At 39.4% G+C, this 16433-nt stretch carries 11 protein-coding genes; 7 read left to right on the forward strand and 4 right to left on the reverse strand.

All coding sequences use genetic code 11. The features are described from left to right. Positions 1–119 precede the first annotated feature (119 nt). From ydgH to PR699_RS10605, 6 genes are all read left to right on the forward strand, one after another. Positions 120–1070: a DUF1471 family protein YdgH gene (gene ydgH / locus PR699_RS10580; RefSeq protein ID WP_004919577.1), complete on the forward strand. Its 951-nt coding sequence runs from the start codon at positions 120–122 to the stop codon at positions 1068–1070. A gap of 277 nt (positions 1071–1347) precedes the next feature. Beyond that, positions 1348–2736: an amino acid permease gene (locus tag PR699_RS10585; protein WP_014658315.1), complete on the forward strand. Its 1389-nt coding sequence runs from the start codon at positions 1348–1350 to the stop codon at positions 2734–2736. Positions 2737–3648: 912 nt separating this feature from the next. Continuing rightward, positions 3649–4176: a fimbrial protein gene (locus PR699_RS10590; protein ID WP_014658314.1), complete on the forward strand. Its 528-nt coding sequence runs from the start codon at positions 3649–3651 to the stop codon at positions 4174–4176. Between the two features lie 8 nt (positions 4177–4184). Beyond that, positions 4185–4898, forward strand: a complete 714-nt coding sequence (locus PR699_RS10595; protein ID WP_080728264.1) for a molecular chaperone — start codon at positions 4185–4187, stop codon at positions 4896–4898. Next, positions 4879–7365 (forward strand): fimbria/pilus outer membrane usher protein, encoded by a 2487-nt coding sequence (locus PR699_RS10600; protein ID WP_272572859.1) that lies wholly within the window; start codon positions 4879–4881, stop codon positions 7363–7365. Before PR699_RS10595 ends, PR699_RS10600 begins: the two co-directional genes overlap by 20 nt. Continuing rightward, positions 7362–8330, forward strand: a complete 969-nt coding sequence (locus PR699_RS10605) for a fimbrial protein (protein ID WP_014658312.1) — start codon at positions 7362–7364, stop codon at positions 8328–8330. The genes PR699_RS10600 and PR699_RS10605 overlap by 4 nt, the downstream gene beginning before the upstream one ends. 72 nt (positions 8331–8402) lie before the next feature. Here the strand turns inward: PR699_RS10605 and hrpA are convergent, their stop codons facing one another. Continuing rightward, positions 8403–12296: an ATP-dependent RNA helicase HrpA gene (gene hrpA / locus PR699_RS10610; RefSeq protein ID WP_193372039.1), complete on the reverse strand. Its 3894-nt coding sequence runs from the start codon at positions 12294–12296 to the stop codon at positions 8403–8405. Positions 12297–12513: 217 nt separating this feature from the next. On the opposite strand from hrpA, the gene PR699_RS10615 reads away from it, so the two are divergent. After that, positions 12514–13113 carry an FMN-dependent NADH-azoreductase gene (locus PR699_RS10615; protein ID WP_004919558.1) on the forward strand — a complete coding sequence of 200 codons (600 nt, stop codon included), beginning with the start codon at positions 12514–12516 and terminating at the stop codon, positions 13111–13113. Positions 13114–13161: 48 nt separating this feature from the next. Here the strand turns inward: PR699_RS10615 and PR699_RS10620 are convergent, their stop codons facing one another. From PR699_RS10620 to PR699_RS10630, 3 genes are read right to left on the reverse strand one after another with little or no spacing between them, the layout of a single operon-like run. Beyond that, positions 13162–13488 (reverse strand): YdbL family protein, encoded by a 327-nt coding sequence (locus PR699_RS10620; RefSeq protein WP_004919556.1) that lies wholly within the window; start codon positions 13486–13488, stop codon positions 13162–13164. Then, the gene (locus PR699_RS10625) at positions 13485–13658 is read right to left on the reverse strand and encodes a YnbE family lipoprotein (protein ID WP_004919554.1); all 174 of its coding nucleotides are present in this window, start codon (positions 13656–13658) and stop codon (positions 13485–13487) included. Before PR699_RS10625 ends, PR699_RS10620 begins: the two co-directional genes overlap by 4 nt. 50 nt (positions 13659–13708) lie before the next feature. Further along, on the reverse strand, positions 13709–16300 hold the full coding sequence (locus PR699_RS10630) for a YdbH family protein (RefSeq protein ID WP_014658308.1): 2592 nt from the start codon (positions 16298–16300) through the stop codon (positions 13709–13711). Positions 16301–16433: the final 133 nt, after the last annotated feature.

The raw sequence follows: 16433 nt of genomic DNA on the forward strand, positions 1-16433 counted from the left end.
TCTTATAAAAAATAAAATTATGAGACAACTTGATTGGTTACGTGTAATAATCATAGCCATGTGATACAACTAAAGTTCAGCACTTTTAAAATAAATTGCGCAAGTCGGAAGGATTTTGTATGAAGCTGAAAACTACGGCCATCGCAGCCGCGGTGTTATCATTAACCAGTATTACTGCTGTACAGGCAGCTGTTGAACTGACGCCCAAACAGGCTGAAGAGTTAAAACCTTATGAGCGCATAACAGTGACTGGGCGCTTTAATGCTATTTATGAAGCATCCGATGCCGTCTCACGCCGGGCTGATAAATTAGGCGCTTACGCTTTCTATATCCAGAGCCTTGATGATGTGGGTGATAGCGGTAACATGCGCGTTGTTGCAGATCTTTACCAAAAAGATGCAAAATCTGTGGAAGAAAGCAAACGTCGCGTATTTGGTGGCGTTGAAGAGATGTCAAAAGCAGACGCAACACAGTATGAACCATTTGATGCTGTTACCGTCAGTGGTTTCTACCCTTCTCAGCCTGATCTTTATGAAGCTATTGCGAAGAAAGCAAAAGAAAAAGGCGCAGCATCATTCTATGTTGTTCGTAACATCGCTGTAAATGATGGTGGAAATACCCTAGCTACCGCTTATGTCTATAAAAAAGATGCGCCTAAGCGCCAAGTTCAGCTAGAGGAAGCTGTCGTACCAGCAGATTCAGAAGCGGGTCAAGCATTATTAGCGGAAGGTGGTGAAGCCGCCAAAAAAGTACGTATTCCTGGCGTTGCTTCATCTGAAGAACCAACTACTGCCGTTGGTCGTTTCTTTGAAACATCAAGCAGTGCACCAGGCAAAACCAGCGTAACATTGCCAAGTGGCTATGTTATCGAAGAAGTTAATAAAACCGCTGCTGCACAAATGGTTCCATTTGATTCGATCACTTTCTCGGGTTATTACACCAATACACCAGAAGTGCGTTATCAAATTGCCAAACGTGCTGAAGCTAAAGGTGCCAAATACTTCCATATCACACGTGAGTGGCAGTCAAATGGCGGTAGCGTAACCATCAGCGCTGACCTCTTTAAGTAATAAGTATACTAACTAACCAAGCCAGCTCCATTTTCGAGCTGGCTTTTTTATTTCTGAAAAAAACGTTTGACTGCTGATTTTCCCACTGAATAAAAATCTTATCAAACTGAATAGTTTTCCATTGCATAACCGTCGTTTCATTCGTAGAATCCCCCTCACTTTATCAGTACGACAGATAAACAATCTATAATTTAAAATTGTTCCAGCTTAAATACATTATAAAATTGTAGATTTAACGTTATTTTAACTTTTGATTGTAGAATAACCAGGACATACATTGAAACATACACTCAGTCTTACAGCACTCACCGCATTAGTTCTCAGCTCAATGGTGGGTGCAGGTGTCTTTAGCCTTCCACAAAATATGGCTGAAGTTGCCAGCCCTTTGGCACTTATCATTGGCTGGTCAATTACAGGCATTGGCATTTTATTTTTAGCTTTCTCTCTACTGCTACTTTCTCGTATACGCCCAGATCTTGATGGGGGCATTTTTACTTATGCAAAAGAAGGTTTCGGTGAACTGATTGGTTTTTGTTCCGCATGGGGTTATTGGCTATGTGCGGTTATCGCTAATGTCTCTTACTTAGTTATCGTTTTTGCGGCTATCAGCTTTTTTACTGATACACCCGATAGGATTATTTTTGGCGATGGTAACACTTGGCAAGCCTTAGTTGGTGAATCCATCTTATTATGGATTGTGCACTATTTAGTGTTGCGTGGTGTTCAAACGGCGGCGGGAATTAATAAGCTAGCCACTATGGCAAAATTAATCCCATTAGGGCTATTTATTATCCTAGCATTTGTCGCTTTCAAACTTGATGTGTTCGATGCAGATTTTAGTGGGATTTCCCTCGGAGTGCCTGTTTGGCAGCAAGTTAAAGACACTATGTTGATCACGTTGTGGGTGTTTATTGGTATCGAAGGAGCTGTCGTTGTCTCTGCTCGCGCTAAAAACCGCCGTGATGTTGGCTTAGCCACTGTTTTCGCCGTTAGTTCTGCATTAATCATCTATATCCTAGTGACACTTCTCTCGTTAGGCCTTATGCCAAGGGCTGAGCTTGCTGAAATAAAAAATCCATCAATGGCCAATTTAATGGTAGGTTTAATTGGTTCAAGTGGTGAGATCATTATCGCAGCGGGGCTTATTATCTCTGTGTGTGGAGCATACCTGAGTTGGACAATTATGGCTGCCGAAGTGCCTTATATCGCAGCGCAATATCAATCATTCCCTAAAATATTCAATAAACTGAATAAGAATGATGCTCCATCCTCCTCCCTGTGGTTAACAAATGGTGCCGTACAGCTTTCTCTAGTCTTAATTTGGCTAAGTGGGAGTAATTACAATACGCTCCTAACAATCGCTTCTGAGATGATTTTGGTTCCTTACTTTTTAGTGGGTGCTTTTCTCATAAAAGTCGCTTTTGAACGCCATAATAAGCTGCTACTGATGGTTGGAATGGTGGCCAGCCTCTATGGTCTTTGGCTGCTTTATGCTTCTGGACTGATCAACCTTATGCTGTCTGTCGTTTTATATGCGCCTGGTATACTTGTTTTTTGGTATGCGCGAACTCAGCAATCCCAACAAGCTCCACTTAATATGGCTGAAAAGATTATCGCTCTGGCTATTATCGCGGGGGCAGTGCCCGCAACCTACTATCTATTTTAGCTTCAACTACAATCACTACACTGAAAAGGCTCTAGTATTCAGTGTAGTGATCTCATCGATACTTCTTCCTTCATTAGTTCTAGCAGCGCTTTTTTAAATCATTTGTAAGTGAATCATATATTATCTAATGATTGCATTCAGGAGGTAACATGCACTTAATATTACGTAATGAACATTCATATACCATAACCAAAAATGAGAGAATTCAATCATCACAAGACATTGGTTTTAGCGCTAAAGTTAAAAAAATCAATAAGCTTCATTTTTCGAATAGTGCCTGTGCCAGAAAAATTAGATGTCGCCAGAAATTAAATGAGAAAGGCTCAAAGGAGTTACACCCATTCTCTTTAAACGCCGTAAAAACCAATGGCTCGCCCTATTTGCATAGCGTAACAAGTAAAACACTGTAGTGTTTTGCTCATTTCCCATACAGACAGTTTGTGTTTTTACTCTCTCTGCTAAAACTAGCAAAGGGAGTAAATAGAGACTCTGATTTACCATTTCCCCCCCTATTCACCCTACCTTGGATTGATTTCCCATTTAATTCTTAGCTAGCCTAGTCACGTTATTTTTTGTATTGGCACTGTTGTTTCATTAGGTACTCTTCAAACAATTAGTATGTTGTAACTAAAGTAGTATGTTTTGATGCTATAATCGTTAAAAATTTAACGGTTATACCCTACTCTTAATTTTTAAGAACAATAAACGGAGTATCATGCTGAAAATCATTTTCATAATGCAAATGTTAAAAACAAAATTTTAGGATGAAAAAGAAAGTCGATATCAAATCATTTGGTTTTGTGCACGCCAATTTACCCCTTTTTAACATAAAAAATAGACTTATTATATTGCGCTCAATCAGCAACATATACTGATAGAAATCACACAGCAAATAATTTACAAGGTCATACAATGAACAGTTTATTAAAATATATATTACTTATTTTATTTTTTAATCATTCTATTTCTTTTTCAGCAGATGGTGAAATAAAGTTCGTTGGCAGTATAATTCCAACGGCGTGCTCTGTTGATACTAATTCTGTACATAAAGTGGTTAATATGGGGAAGGTTTCTGTAGCCGCTTTTACTAATAAAAATAGTACTGCCGCAGCAACACCATTTAGAATAACATTATCTAATTGCCCTACCGATTATAAGAAAATTCAATTTAAGTTTGATGGTAAAAGTGATAGTGCTAACCCCTCTTTATTAGGATTATCACCAAATGCAACCTCACCTGCTGCAACAGGTATTGCAATAGGCCTTTATGAAGAAAATAGTGTTCGCCGTATACCACTAAATGGGGGAAGCCAGTTTAAAGAAATAACCCCAAGTAAAACGGTAGAAATGAATTTTGTGGCTAAATATATTGCAACCAGTGATCAAATCATTCCCGGCTCAGCAGATGCATTAGCGCATTTCAGCATTATTTATCAATAAAAGAGGAGATGAGAGAGAGGTTTTCTTCTCTCTCATTAATTATCATGAAAATAACAGTCACCTTTTTATTATTGCTTCCTTTTCTCTCTTATGCCGGAATTATTATTAATGGCACGCGGTTTGTTTATCCTGAAAACGATAGGGAAATATCATTATCTATTGAGAACCCTGAGGAGCAAACGACTTACCTTATTCAATCATGGGTTGAAAAAGATAATCAACGGTCTAATGATTTTATTATTACACCACCACTATTTAAGCTAAAACCTGCCTCATTAAATAAATTAAGAGTGATAAAAGTGGCGCCATTAAACCAAACTGTTCAAGAGACTCTCTACTGGTTACATATCAAGTCTCTTCCTGCCATTCATGAAAATACAGAAAATAATTTACATATTGTTGTGAAATCCAGTTTCAAGCTATTTTATCGACCTGAATCTTTAAATAGCAGTGCCGAATCTGCATTTAAAGAGATCACATTTAGCTATAATAACCAAAAAGTAACGGCAACAAATCCTACTGGGCACTATATTACGCTGCGAGAACTATACCTTAATGGTAAAGAGATTGCAGAGCCTGGCATGATAGCCCCCTTTGGGCAATTATCTTGGAAAATAGTATTGCCTCAATTGAATTCTGTTTCTTGGAGCGCATTAAATGATTATGGCGGTAAAACACAATTAATTTCTCAACAACTCTTTAATGATGATGAAAAAAAATAATATCAATTTATTAATGCTGTTTTTAATCACGACTCCTCTTTTGGCATATGCTGAATATTTTAATCTTGAGGCACTTGATAACATTGAAAATATTAATGACATTGAAAATATTATATTAAATCTAGATAATCAACCCGAAGGGATTTATGCCGTTGATGTTATTGTCAACAATGTTAGACTATTTACTGAAAATGTAAGTTTTCAATATATAGATCAACAGTTAGTACCAATATTCAGTCGAAATCAATTATTAAAAATTGGCCTACATGAAAAAACATTAAATACAATGGCGTTTGATAAGAATGACAACCTAGCTAGCCACCTTTCAACAATTATCGAGGGTTATTTTCATCATTTTGACTTTAATCACTTAACGTTGGATATCAATATCCCTCATCATTACTTAAATAGTGACACTAATGAGAATAACCTTCAATCACAATGGGATGATGGCGTAACGTCAGCTTATATTGATTATAACCTATCCGGAAGTTATAACTCGAATAAGTACATTAATGACAATAATAGCTTTAACCTGTCATTGCAAAATGGTATTAACTATCTAGGATGGCGTCTAAGAAATAATTTAGTTTACTCAAACTCACACCAACAATGGGAGAGTTATAATACAACTTTATCCTACCCGATTAGGTCCTTAAAAAGTCAATTTATCTTAGGCGAGTATTACCTTGCCTCCTCATTTTTTATACCATACTCTTTTAAAGGGATCTCACTCTCTAATGATGAATTAATGTTTCCGGATTATGATGCATATTATTCCCCCATATTACAAGGCATTAATCATAGTCCGGCTCAGGTGACCGTAAGGCAAAATAATATTATCATTTATAATGATTATTTACCTGCGGGGCCATTTACACTAAATCAATTGAAACCATTAGCCCATAAAGGCGTCTTAGAAATGACGATCACTGAGTCTAGTGGTCGAGTTCGTCAATACCAATACCCTTTTTCTTCTTCGCCACTGATGATCAAAAAAGGCCAATTTCGCTATGCCTTAAACAGTGGAATGGTCTCTAACCGCTCACGCTCTGCACCACCTTATTTTTTTCATAGCGAAATAAAATATGGTATTAACAATAATATCACTGCGTATACTGGTTCTATTTTCTCATCACCTTTTAAATCACTGATATTAGGCAGTTCATTTTCAGCCAATGAAATTGGCGATTTGACTATTGATTGGACACAATCCTACAGTCAGAAAAATAAATCAAATAGTTATCAGTTTGAATATTCAAAGTTAATCACGCCCACCGCAACTGAGTTTACATTTAATGTTCAATGGACCGATAACCCTAAGTTACGGCAGTTCACTGATGTATTGGATAAAATAAACTTATCTAACACCGCCTACCCTCAACAGATCATTAAGCTACATTTATCACAAGGGTTAGGTTATTTTGGAAATATATCATTATCAGCATCGCAACAGAGGTTTAGAGAGCAAAGAGGATATCAGTGGGCCTATAATCTCAATTATTCAGGCAATATAAACGAATACCATTTTAGCCTTAACTGCCAGTCAAATTATTCTATCATTGAGCAAAAACCAGAGTATATCTTTTCTGCTTCCATAATTATTCCAGTGAACACTTGGTTGCCTAATACGCATTTTAGTTACCAATCACAATATGCGCCAAATAACTATCAAAGCCAGCAAGCAACATTAACGGGAGCCATCCTAGAAGATAATTTTATTTCTTATACTCTACAGCATAACTCTCTAAATAACCGCTGTTGTATGAGGCCGAAAAATGAATCAGACACACGATTTTATACTCAGTATCATCATAATAAATTTATTTTAAATGCGGGTTATGGCTACAAACAAGAGCATCAATTGCACTATGGGTTTCGAAGTTCAGTGGTGGCTCATCCGTATGGCATCACGCTAACACCGAGTCGTGGCGAAACTTCCGCTTTATTGGTTGTACCTAATACGCAAGACGTCCGTTTGGATGCTCAACTCAATACCAATACCGATAGCAAAGGCCATGCGATTATCAATCAGCTACAACCTTATCGGCGTAATAACTTTGTTATTGATACACAGACCTTACCCGTAGATACTGAAATTGAAACGAGTTTTCAATCTATTTTACCAACGAAAGGGGCATTGGTACTGGTTCACTTCCCCGTCAAACGGGGCAAACGCTCTTTCTTTACTATTCGGCTTGCGGATGGGAAATTGGCCCCTTTTGGTGCGCTTGCCAGCCTCGTAACAGAAAAAGGAGAACTAACAAGCAATGATATTAATGTAGGGATTATTAACGATATGGGCCAAGTCTATTTAAGTGGGCTTGAGCCATCAGGCACAATAAAATTGAAATGGGGAGCAAAACAATCGCAACAATGTGAATTTCAATACCAACTATTAGAAACAGATCTGAATCAAGGGTTTTACCATGTTCCGGTGATTTGTCAGCGCAAGGAAGCTTTATGATGACTTTAATTTCTCGTTTATGGCCTTGCTGTATATTCGTTACACATAACGCTTATGCTTCTCAATGCCAATATGTGCCAAATTTCACGCCACATCATACTGTGTTATCCCTCGGTACGGTAACTGTACCTCATCGATTAGCGGTAGGGTCGGTGATCCAAGAGGTGACCTTAAACGGTCTTAGTGACAATCCAATCATGGTAGATTGTCGCTCACCCGTTCAAGCAAAATGGGAAAATAGCCAGTTCCCATTACTATCAAATGGTTATAACTCAATTTATCAAACAAATATTGACGGTATTGGCCTTCGCTTTATCTCACAGGGAGCGGCATTTAGCCGAGATAAGTTACCTTTTGTTAATGACTCACCCAATGCTTGCCACATTACCTCTCATCGTTATAGCTATTGTGGTAATGCATTAAATGGGATCCGAGTACAATTGGTGAAAACAAAAAACATAACAGGTTCAGGGATACTTAGCTCTCATCGTCTGATTGAAGCATCAATTGGCCATTTACCTGTTCAAAGTTATCGTTTCCTAAATACAAAAATTGTTACGCCTAGCTGTGAACTGCTCGAAAAACATAAACGAGTAAAAATGAAGAAAGTCAAACAGAGCCAGTTTAGGGGGATTGGTAGCCATTCCGCCCCCGTCTCTTTTTATCTTACGCTAAATTGTAGTGGAGAAACCTCTGTGGGCATTATCCTTAGTGGGCGAGCCAGTCACAGTGCAGATCATTCTGTGATTGCACTAGATAAAAGACCTGATAGCGCCCAAGGGATTGGTTTACAACTGCGTTTTCAAGGTGAGCCAATCCCTCTAAATAAAGTCTTTAATTTGGGAACTAGCTTTGACCGCTCCCCCTATGCCATTTATTTCGAAGCTCAATATGTGCAAATCCACCCCTCTGTTAGTGCGGGGAAAGCCAATGCAACTGCGACATTACAAATTGTTTATCCATAACCGATAACGATAAAAAAACCCCATCTTTAGCATCATGATGGGGTTTTGAAGGTTATCATCTAACTCTGTGTTTTATACAAGTGACTGACTTAAATTTTCCATTGATTGAATAATCCGTTTATCCGAAATCGGATACGGCGTACCAAGCTGCTGTGCAAATAGGCTTATACGCAACTCTTCGATCATCCAACGGATCTCTTGTACTTCCGGTAATTGTTGTTGTACTGGTATCAGTTTCGCCTTCCATTGCTGCCACATTTGTGTCACATGCTCCACTTTACTCATTTGGGCACGGTCTCTATTAGGATCAATCGCCAGTTTTTCTAATCGGCGCTCAATACCATTCAAATAACGGAGCACGTCAGGAAGCCGTTTCCAACCATGTTCAGTGACAAAGCCTTTAAAGACTAAGTTAGACATCTGCCCTTTTATATCCGAAAGTGCCATTGCCATCGCAAAGTCAACGCGTCCTTTTAAGCGTTTATTGATTGCAAATACCGCAGTGAGTATTTGCTCAACTTGTTTCGCGATTTGTACAACTGCATCATTGAGTTCAGCCCGCACAAACTCTTGTAACTTGCCAAACCCATCTTCCGTCCACACAGGGCCACCATAAGTCGCAATGAGTTGATCAACACCACAAGCGATACAATCATCGATTAACTCTAAAACTTTTCCATACGGATTAAAATATAATCCCAGTTTAGATTTGTTCGGGAGTTTTTCATGTAAGTATTTAATTGGCGATGGAATATTCAGTAACAGTAACCTACGTACACCACCCCACATCGCTTGTTGTTGTTCAAATTCGGTTTCGAAAACGCGGATCCCAACACTGTTTCTTTCATCCACTAAGGCCGGATAAGCCTTAACAGAATACCCTCCTCGTTTCTGTTCGTAACGTTGAGGTAACTCACCAAAGCTCCAGATATGTAAGCCGCTTTGTTCAATGCCATCATCAACCACTTCGGAAAGGGTTTCTTGTACCTTTTCTTTGAGCCGATTTTTCAATTCATCCAGATCTTGACCTTCAGCGATGGTTTTATTTTTTTCACCCACTACGCGGAATGTCATTTTCAAATGGCTAGGTAGTTGGTCTAATTGCCAAGCATCACGTTCAACAGTCACCCCTGTCATGCGACGTAATTCACGCTCAAGCTTATCAAGTAGGCTACCATCTGGTGTCGGTACTCTTTCAAGAAATGCCGCGGCATAATTAGGTGCAGGCACAAAATTCCGACGTACAGGCTTAGGTAATGATTTAATCAACGCAATAATCAGTTCTTGACGTAACCCCGGAACTTGCCAATCAAAACCAACATTGTGTACTTGGTTTAAAATGGCTAATGGGATATGCACTGTCACCCCATCTGCCTCCGTTCCTGGTTCAAATTGATAACTTAAGCGGAATTTCAGCTCACCTTGATGCCAAAAATTTGGATAATCTAGCAATGAAACGTGCGCCGCATCCTCTTTGATCAACATATTTTTTTCAAAGTTCAGGAGATCGGGCTGCTGTTTTGAAGCAACCTTCCACCACTTATCAAAATGGCGAGTAGAGATCACATCATTAGGAATACGCTGGTCATAAAACGCAAACAAGGTTTCATCATCAACCAAAATATCACGACGACGAGACTTGTGTTCTAAATCTTCAACTTCCGCCAATAGCTTACGGTTTTCCCTGAAAAATGCGTGACGAGTAACCCAATCCCCTTCGACAAGTGCATGACGAATGAAAAGCTCGCGACACAATAAGGGGTCGATTTTCCCGTAATTCACTTGGCGCGCGGCGACGATCGGTAATCCATACAAAGTGACCTTTTCAGAGGCCATCACAGCACCTTGCGATTTAGACCAATGAGGTTCGCTGTAATGATGCTTAACAAGGTGCTCCGCTAACGGCTCTATCCATTCAGGCTCAATAGTTGCAGCCACCCGCCCCCATAATTTTGACGTTTCTACTAACTCGGCGACCATTGCCCATTTTGGGGGCTTTTTAAATAAACCTGAGCCGGGGAAGATAGTGAATCTTGCATTCCTAGCGCCTGTAAATTCTGGCTTTTCCACATCTTTTTGGCCGATATGAGATAGCAACCCAGCAAGTAATGATGTATGAATACACCGGTAATCTGCCGCTGCACTATTAATTGGAAAACCTTGCTCTTTAACAACTTGCCTCAATTGAGTATAGAGATCTTGCCACTCTCGAATGCGTAAATAGTTCAAAAAATCTTGGCGGCACATTTTCCTAAATTGCGCATTTGATAAAGCGGTTTGCTGCTCTTTTAAGTAATCCCACAGATTAAGGAATGCTAAGAAATCAGATTGTTTATCGTGGAAGCGGCGATGCTTTTCATCTGCCGCTTGTTGTTTATCTAATGGGCGCTCCCTTGGGTCTTGAATCGATAATGCCGCCACAATCACCATGGTTTCCCTGACTGCTCCTAGCTTTCTCGCTTCTATCACCATTCGAGCGAGACGTGGGTCAACCGGTAGTTGAGCCAATTGACGACCAATATCCGTCAATATATAACCGCGTTCACTCTGTTGATGCGCCTGAATAGCCCCAAGCTCTTCTAATAACTTCACGCCATCTTGAATATTACGTTTATCCGGAGCTTCGACAAATGGAAATGCGCTAATATCTCCTAAGCCAATTGAGGTCATTTGTAAAATAACAGACGCCAAATTGGTTCTTAGTATTTCAGGATCGGTAAACTCTGGGCGACTTAAAAAGTCCTCTTCAGAATATAAACGAATACAAATACCATCAGAAACACGACCACAGCGACCTTTACGCTGATTTGCTGAAGCTTGGGAGATCGGTTCAACAGGTAAGCGTTGCACTTTGGTTCTAACACTGTAACGGCTTATTCGCGCATAACCAGTATCAATGACATATTTGATGCCAGGCACGGTCAAAGACGTTTCAGCAACGTTAGTGGCTAAAATAATTCGCCGCCCACCATGTGGGTGGAATATGCGATTTTGTTCACTATTCGATAGCCTAGCAAATAGCGGTAAGATTTCGGTATGGCGCAATTGTAATTTTGACAAGGCATCAGCGGTATCGCGGATTTCTCGTTCACCGCTCATAAAGATCAAAATATCCCCTGAGCTTTCCTGTCCAAGCTCATTTACAGCATCAATGATGCCATCGATTTGATCGCGGTCGCTGTCATTATCATCCCCCATAATCGGGCGATAACGCACTTCAACGGGATAAGTTCTCCCCGACACTTCAATAATGGGTGCCTGATTAAAATGGCGAGAGAAACGTTCAGGATCGATAGTTGCTGACGTAATAATGACTTTTAGATCAGGACGTTTAGGTAATAATTGGCGCAGGTAACCTAAGATAAAATCGATATTTAGGCTACGTTCGTGAGCCTCATCGATAATGATCGTATCATATTGCAGCAGTAACCTATCATTTTGCAGTTCTGCTAACAAAATGCCATCTGTCATTAATTTGACTTGTGTACTATCACTCACTTGATCACTAAAGCGAACTTTATAACCAACAATAGTTCCGACTTCGCTTTCAAGCTCTTGAGCTAGACGGGTTGCTACCGCACGAGCGGCTAGTCGCCTTGGTTGTGTATGACCGATTAACCCTTTAACACCTCGCCCTAATTCCAGACATATTTTGGGGATCTGAGTCGTTTTACCGGACCCTGTTTCACCCGCGATGATCACCACTTGATGCTGTTTTATCGCATCATAAATAGCTTGTTTTTTCTGACTAACAGGAAGATTTTCTGGATAGACGATTTTAGGTGGATTAAGCAGCTTGTTCGAAATTTTTTGTTTCGCTGTTTCAACATCCGCTTTTATCGCATTCAGTACTGCAACTCGTGATTTTTCATCACGAATTTTAACTATTCCTTGAAGACGCTTTTTCAGTAACCGTTGGTCACGTAATGAAGTTTGTCCAATATCAGCTTCTAAGGCTGTCAGCATGGATTCCACTTTTTAAATCCTTATTATTTAACTATTTTATGCCATTTTGTTGAATATAGGCTGTCATTACCATCATGATAAAAACGCCATCAATACCACAGAATAAATGGCAACATCAATTTTTTTGATATAACTCTTCTAAAATTCTTTCTTTCATTGATGATTAAAATCTGTATTATTAATTACGATATAAATCAATGAGTTTTAAGGTAAAACGATGAAAAAAGTATTGTTGTTGAAATCAAGTATTCTGGCAGACTATTCACACAGTAACAAAATGGCAGATTACTTTATTGAACAATGGCAAGAAAAAAACCCGAGCGATAGCATAACCATCCGTGATCTTGTCAGCAACCCAATTCCAGCGATTGATGCGGAAATTTTAGCAGCTTTCGCACCAGGTGACAGTAAAACTGAACAGCAGAAAGCGCATTTAGCATTATCTAACCAATTGATCGATGAAATCAAACAACATGATGTGATTGTCATTACTGCGCCAATGTACAATTTGAATATCCCTTCCCATCTTAAAAATTACTTTGATTTTATTGCAAGAGCGGGAGAGACCTTTAAATATACTGAACAAGGCTCAGTCGGTTTATTAGAAAATAAACGTGCATTTGTGTTAACCAGCCGAGGTGGCATCTATAAAGATACGGCTTCTGACATTATTGTTCCATTTTTAAAACTGTTCTTAAACTTTATCGGTATCACCGATATCGAATTTATTTTTGCTGAGGGTACTGCATTAGGTACTGAATCGGCTGAAAAAGCACAGCAAGATGCTCGTCAATGCATCGATACGGTTATCGCTTAACCGCAATTGACCTCACAATGATGTGCGTATGAACAAATCATGCGCATATTATTTTTTCTTCAACCATTGACCATTAATACCGCGTACATACTCCCCACTCGCGGCTCTTTCAACGAGTTTCTGCCCCGCTATTTTGCCCACATCCCTAGTTTTTAGATTGTTTTTCTTCGCAATTTCACTGTATTTGATTTCACGCTCACGGTTAATTTCAGTGACAAGCTCATCAACTTCCGCATTACCGTGGGTAACTACCGCTAAATAACCCGATAATGTTTCACCAACTAACCCTTGATTTTTTGCCTCATCAACGGTTAGTGCAGCAGCCGAAAAAACAAATAAACCGGATATCATCAACGCTTGGAAAATGGTCTTCATTGTGCTTCCACCTTACCAAAAAGATCACTATTTTCTTTAAGTAAGTCTTCAACTTGCTTATCAGCTTTAATGAGTATTTCGTGCTCAATTTTAACATTCATGTTGATATTAATGGGTTTATCAGGTGTCGCTACCTCAACCCGCAAACAACCTGTCAGCATCATTGCCATCAATGTAAATACACTCGTCGCGATTATTTTCACTGTTAATCCTTATTCCTTTAGATATTTTTTTCCAGCCACTCTTCTAAGTTACTGCCAAAACGTAGGCTACGCCATAATTGGAAGATATTCTCTTCATGTGTGTAATTTAAGTGGACTTCTCTTTTTTTAGATTCTTGAGGATTAAAACCTTGGATAATGGTTTTCATTGTCAACAAGCCTAAATTGGTGATATTCACATCGGTACGGCTGCGAGAAATTTCCAAGTATTGCAACCAACCTATCGCTGCTCCTGCAGACATATTATCAGCCTTAATTGACTCAACAAACTGAGTATCAAGACGCAAGGCCAACGGGCCACTATTTTCTAACCAACCATTTTTAACGATCCACTCTGGATTATTAAGGTAAAAAGGTAATTCCCCATCAACGCGACCAGAGGCCGCAAACTGAGTTACTTTGAGTATGGTAAATAATCGGCTTAATTCAATTTGATGTAGTCTGATTGTGGCTGGCTGTTTTTGTGGCCAACGGAGTAAATCAAGCTCTACCTTCCCCCCTAATAAATTAAAACCAACTTGGCTCAATTTTAATGGCATTGCATCTGTTGGCGGGTAAGTACCTGATAAATCGGCTCGAATATCGGTTAGTTCAAACAAATTATTTAATTGCTTGATACGTAATTGTACAGCCGATTTTTCACCTAACGTCCATGTGCTATTTTGTAATTTCCAAGGTAAAACGAAATCTAAGCCACTCACTTCACCATCTTTAAGCCACATTCCCGTATTTTCTACACGCCAGTGCCCTCCCGCGATAAAACCGGTTTCTGGATCAATCGAAAAAGCGGCTTGTGAAAAAAGTTTTCCTTCACGCAAGATGATCCCTAAATCATTTGGGATCAATGTTTGGAATGCGCTCACTGATTGTTCTGGCCAACGCGCTTGCCCCCGAAAACGTTCGCCATCCCATCGACTAAAAATAACAATTGGCCCTACGTCTTTAGTACTTAAATCAGCTTTTAACTGAAAATCAGCCGGTGATTTACCTTTTAGAGCCGCATTAACAGTCGTTTTAGGCAAATAGCTTGCGGCTCCAAATTGCATTCGGTTACTGGTAAGTTGGAGTTCACCTTGGAAGTTCTCTTTAGCCGGATCACGTTGCCAAAATAAAGGTTTTGTTAAAATAAGGCGTGTTGCCGTCATCGAAAGCAAACCATATTTTATTTGGTCAAACCCAGTGTTTAACGTATTTAGGGTAATTAACGAATCTTGCCAACTACCTTGCCCTTTGATATCCCAATGCGCCGCTAAAGCCGGTAATTGTGCATTTCCCCAATAATTCCAAAACCACTTACCTTTATCAAATATAAACTTATTCGCCTGACCATCTAAATGAATGGCGAAATCCCCCCAATACTGCTCTTTCACTTTTAAAATAGCTTGGAGGCGCCCGGTGATCCCTTCCGCACTCAATGAAGTCCCCGCTAAAGGTAAGCGCGCTTCTTGTAATAGTAGCGTCGGTGAAACACGCCCATAAGCTCGTAAGAGTGAGCCGGGAAGAAATGAAATTGCGGGCGAAATTAATTGACCCGATATTTTTGACGGCAAGTTGATATCTAAAACCATATCATCATATTTCAATTGCCCATTTAGCTGAAAATGAATATCTGCATCGAGTAAATTAATTTTATTAGCTGGTAAATTTAATACTAAATTCGCTTTACCTTTTTGAGCCTCGGTCATCATATTAGTACGCCCACTAATCACCATGTCACTCAGGCCCGACTGCCAATTCTCTATTTGTAACGAAATACCGCCATGTAATGGAACCTCACTCTCTTCCCACTGCCAACGCCCATCCTCAATACGGATCATGTTGGCTGACACTTGCCAAGGCAAATGAAAAATTTCTTGACCACTTTGCTTATCAAATAAAGACAATGTGCCTTGATCATCCAGCCACCGCAATTTCGCATACAGGGATTTGCTTGGCTGAGTTAATAAAAATTCAGCAAAGAGTATGCCTGATGTCGGAAGTGATTCTGTCGTTAGTGGTAAGCTTAACTCGCCATCGAGTTCAAGGCGCTGCTCTTGTTCTGGTAATTGAACGGAAAAATGTTCAATATTGAGTTGATGGTTAGCAGTGATATTGGTTGAAAAAGATAATTTATCACCACGATAATCTAAAGCTAATGGCGTCCCTTCATTTCGATACAGCCAAATACTGCCTTGATACTCTTCCCAAGGCGATACCTTGGCATTTTCAATGACCAATGAAAATGAAGGTAAGTTATCAATCAATTCAATCACCGATAGTGGTGTACTTTCGCTATCTTTTTCATCTGAAGACAACTGACTTAAACATTGATTATCTTCAGTTAACTCATTAATTGCTAAATGTAATGGAAAAAGCGAAAAACGGCTCTTTTTAGCATCAAACCACAAGCAGTCGCCTGCCTTCAATTGTATGCTATCAACAATTAATTGGTCATGACGATATACAGGCTGGCTAAATGACAGCGTCACGTTTTCGGGTAAATAAGATTTTGCAACAATAGGAAGCCAACGGGTTACTGTGACCCATAAAATAGATAAGAGCACAACGCATCCTACAACGCTTAAGAGTAATATTTTAAGTGCCCTTTTCATCAAACAGCTTCCTTGTTTTATCTATATCGATTGTGAATATTGGTGCTAATCAAGATCGTTATATCTTTAAACGACTACAATCACCAATTAAAGCGCAATAAAGGCGCGCTTTCAGTATTTTTTTGATGATTTA

Origin of the sequence: Providencia sp. PROV268, from assembly GCF_028477805.1 — a bacterium.
Taxonomy (GTDB): domain Bacteria; phylum Pseudomonadota; class Gammaproteobacteria; order Enterobacterales; family Enterobacteriaceae; genus Providencia; species Providencia stuartii.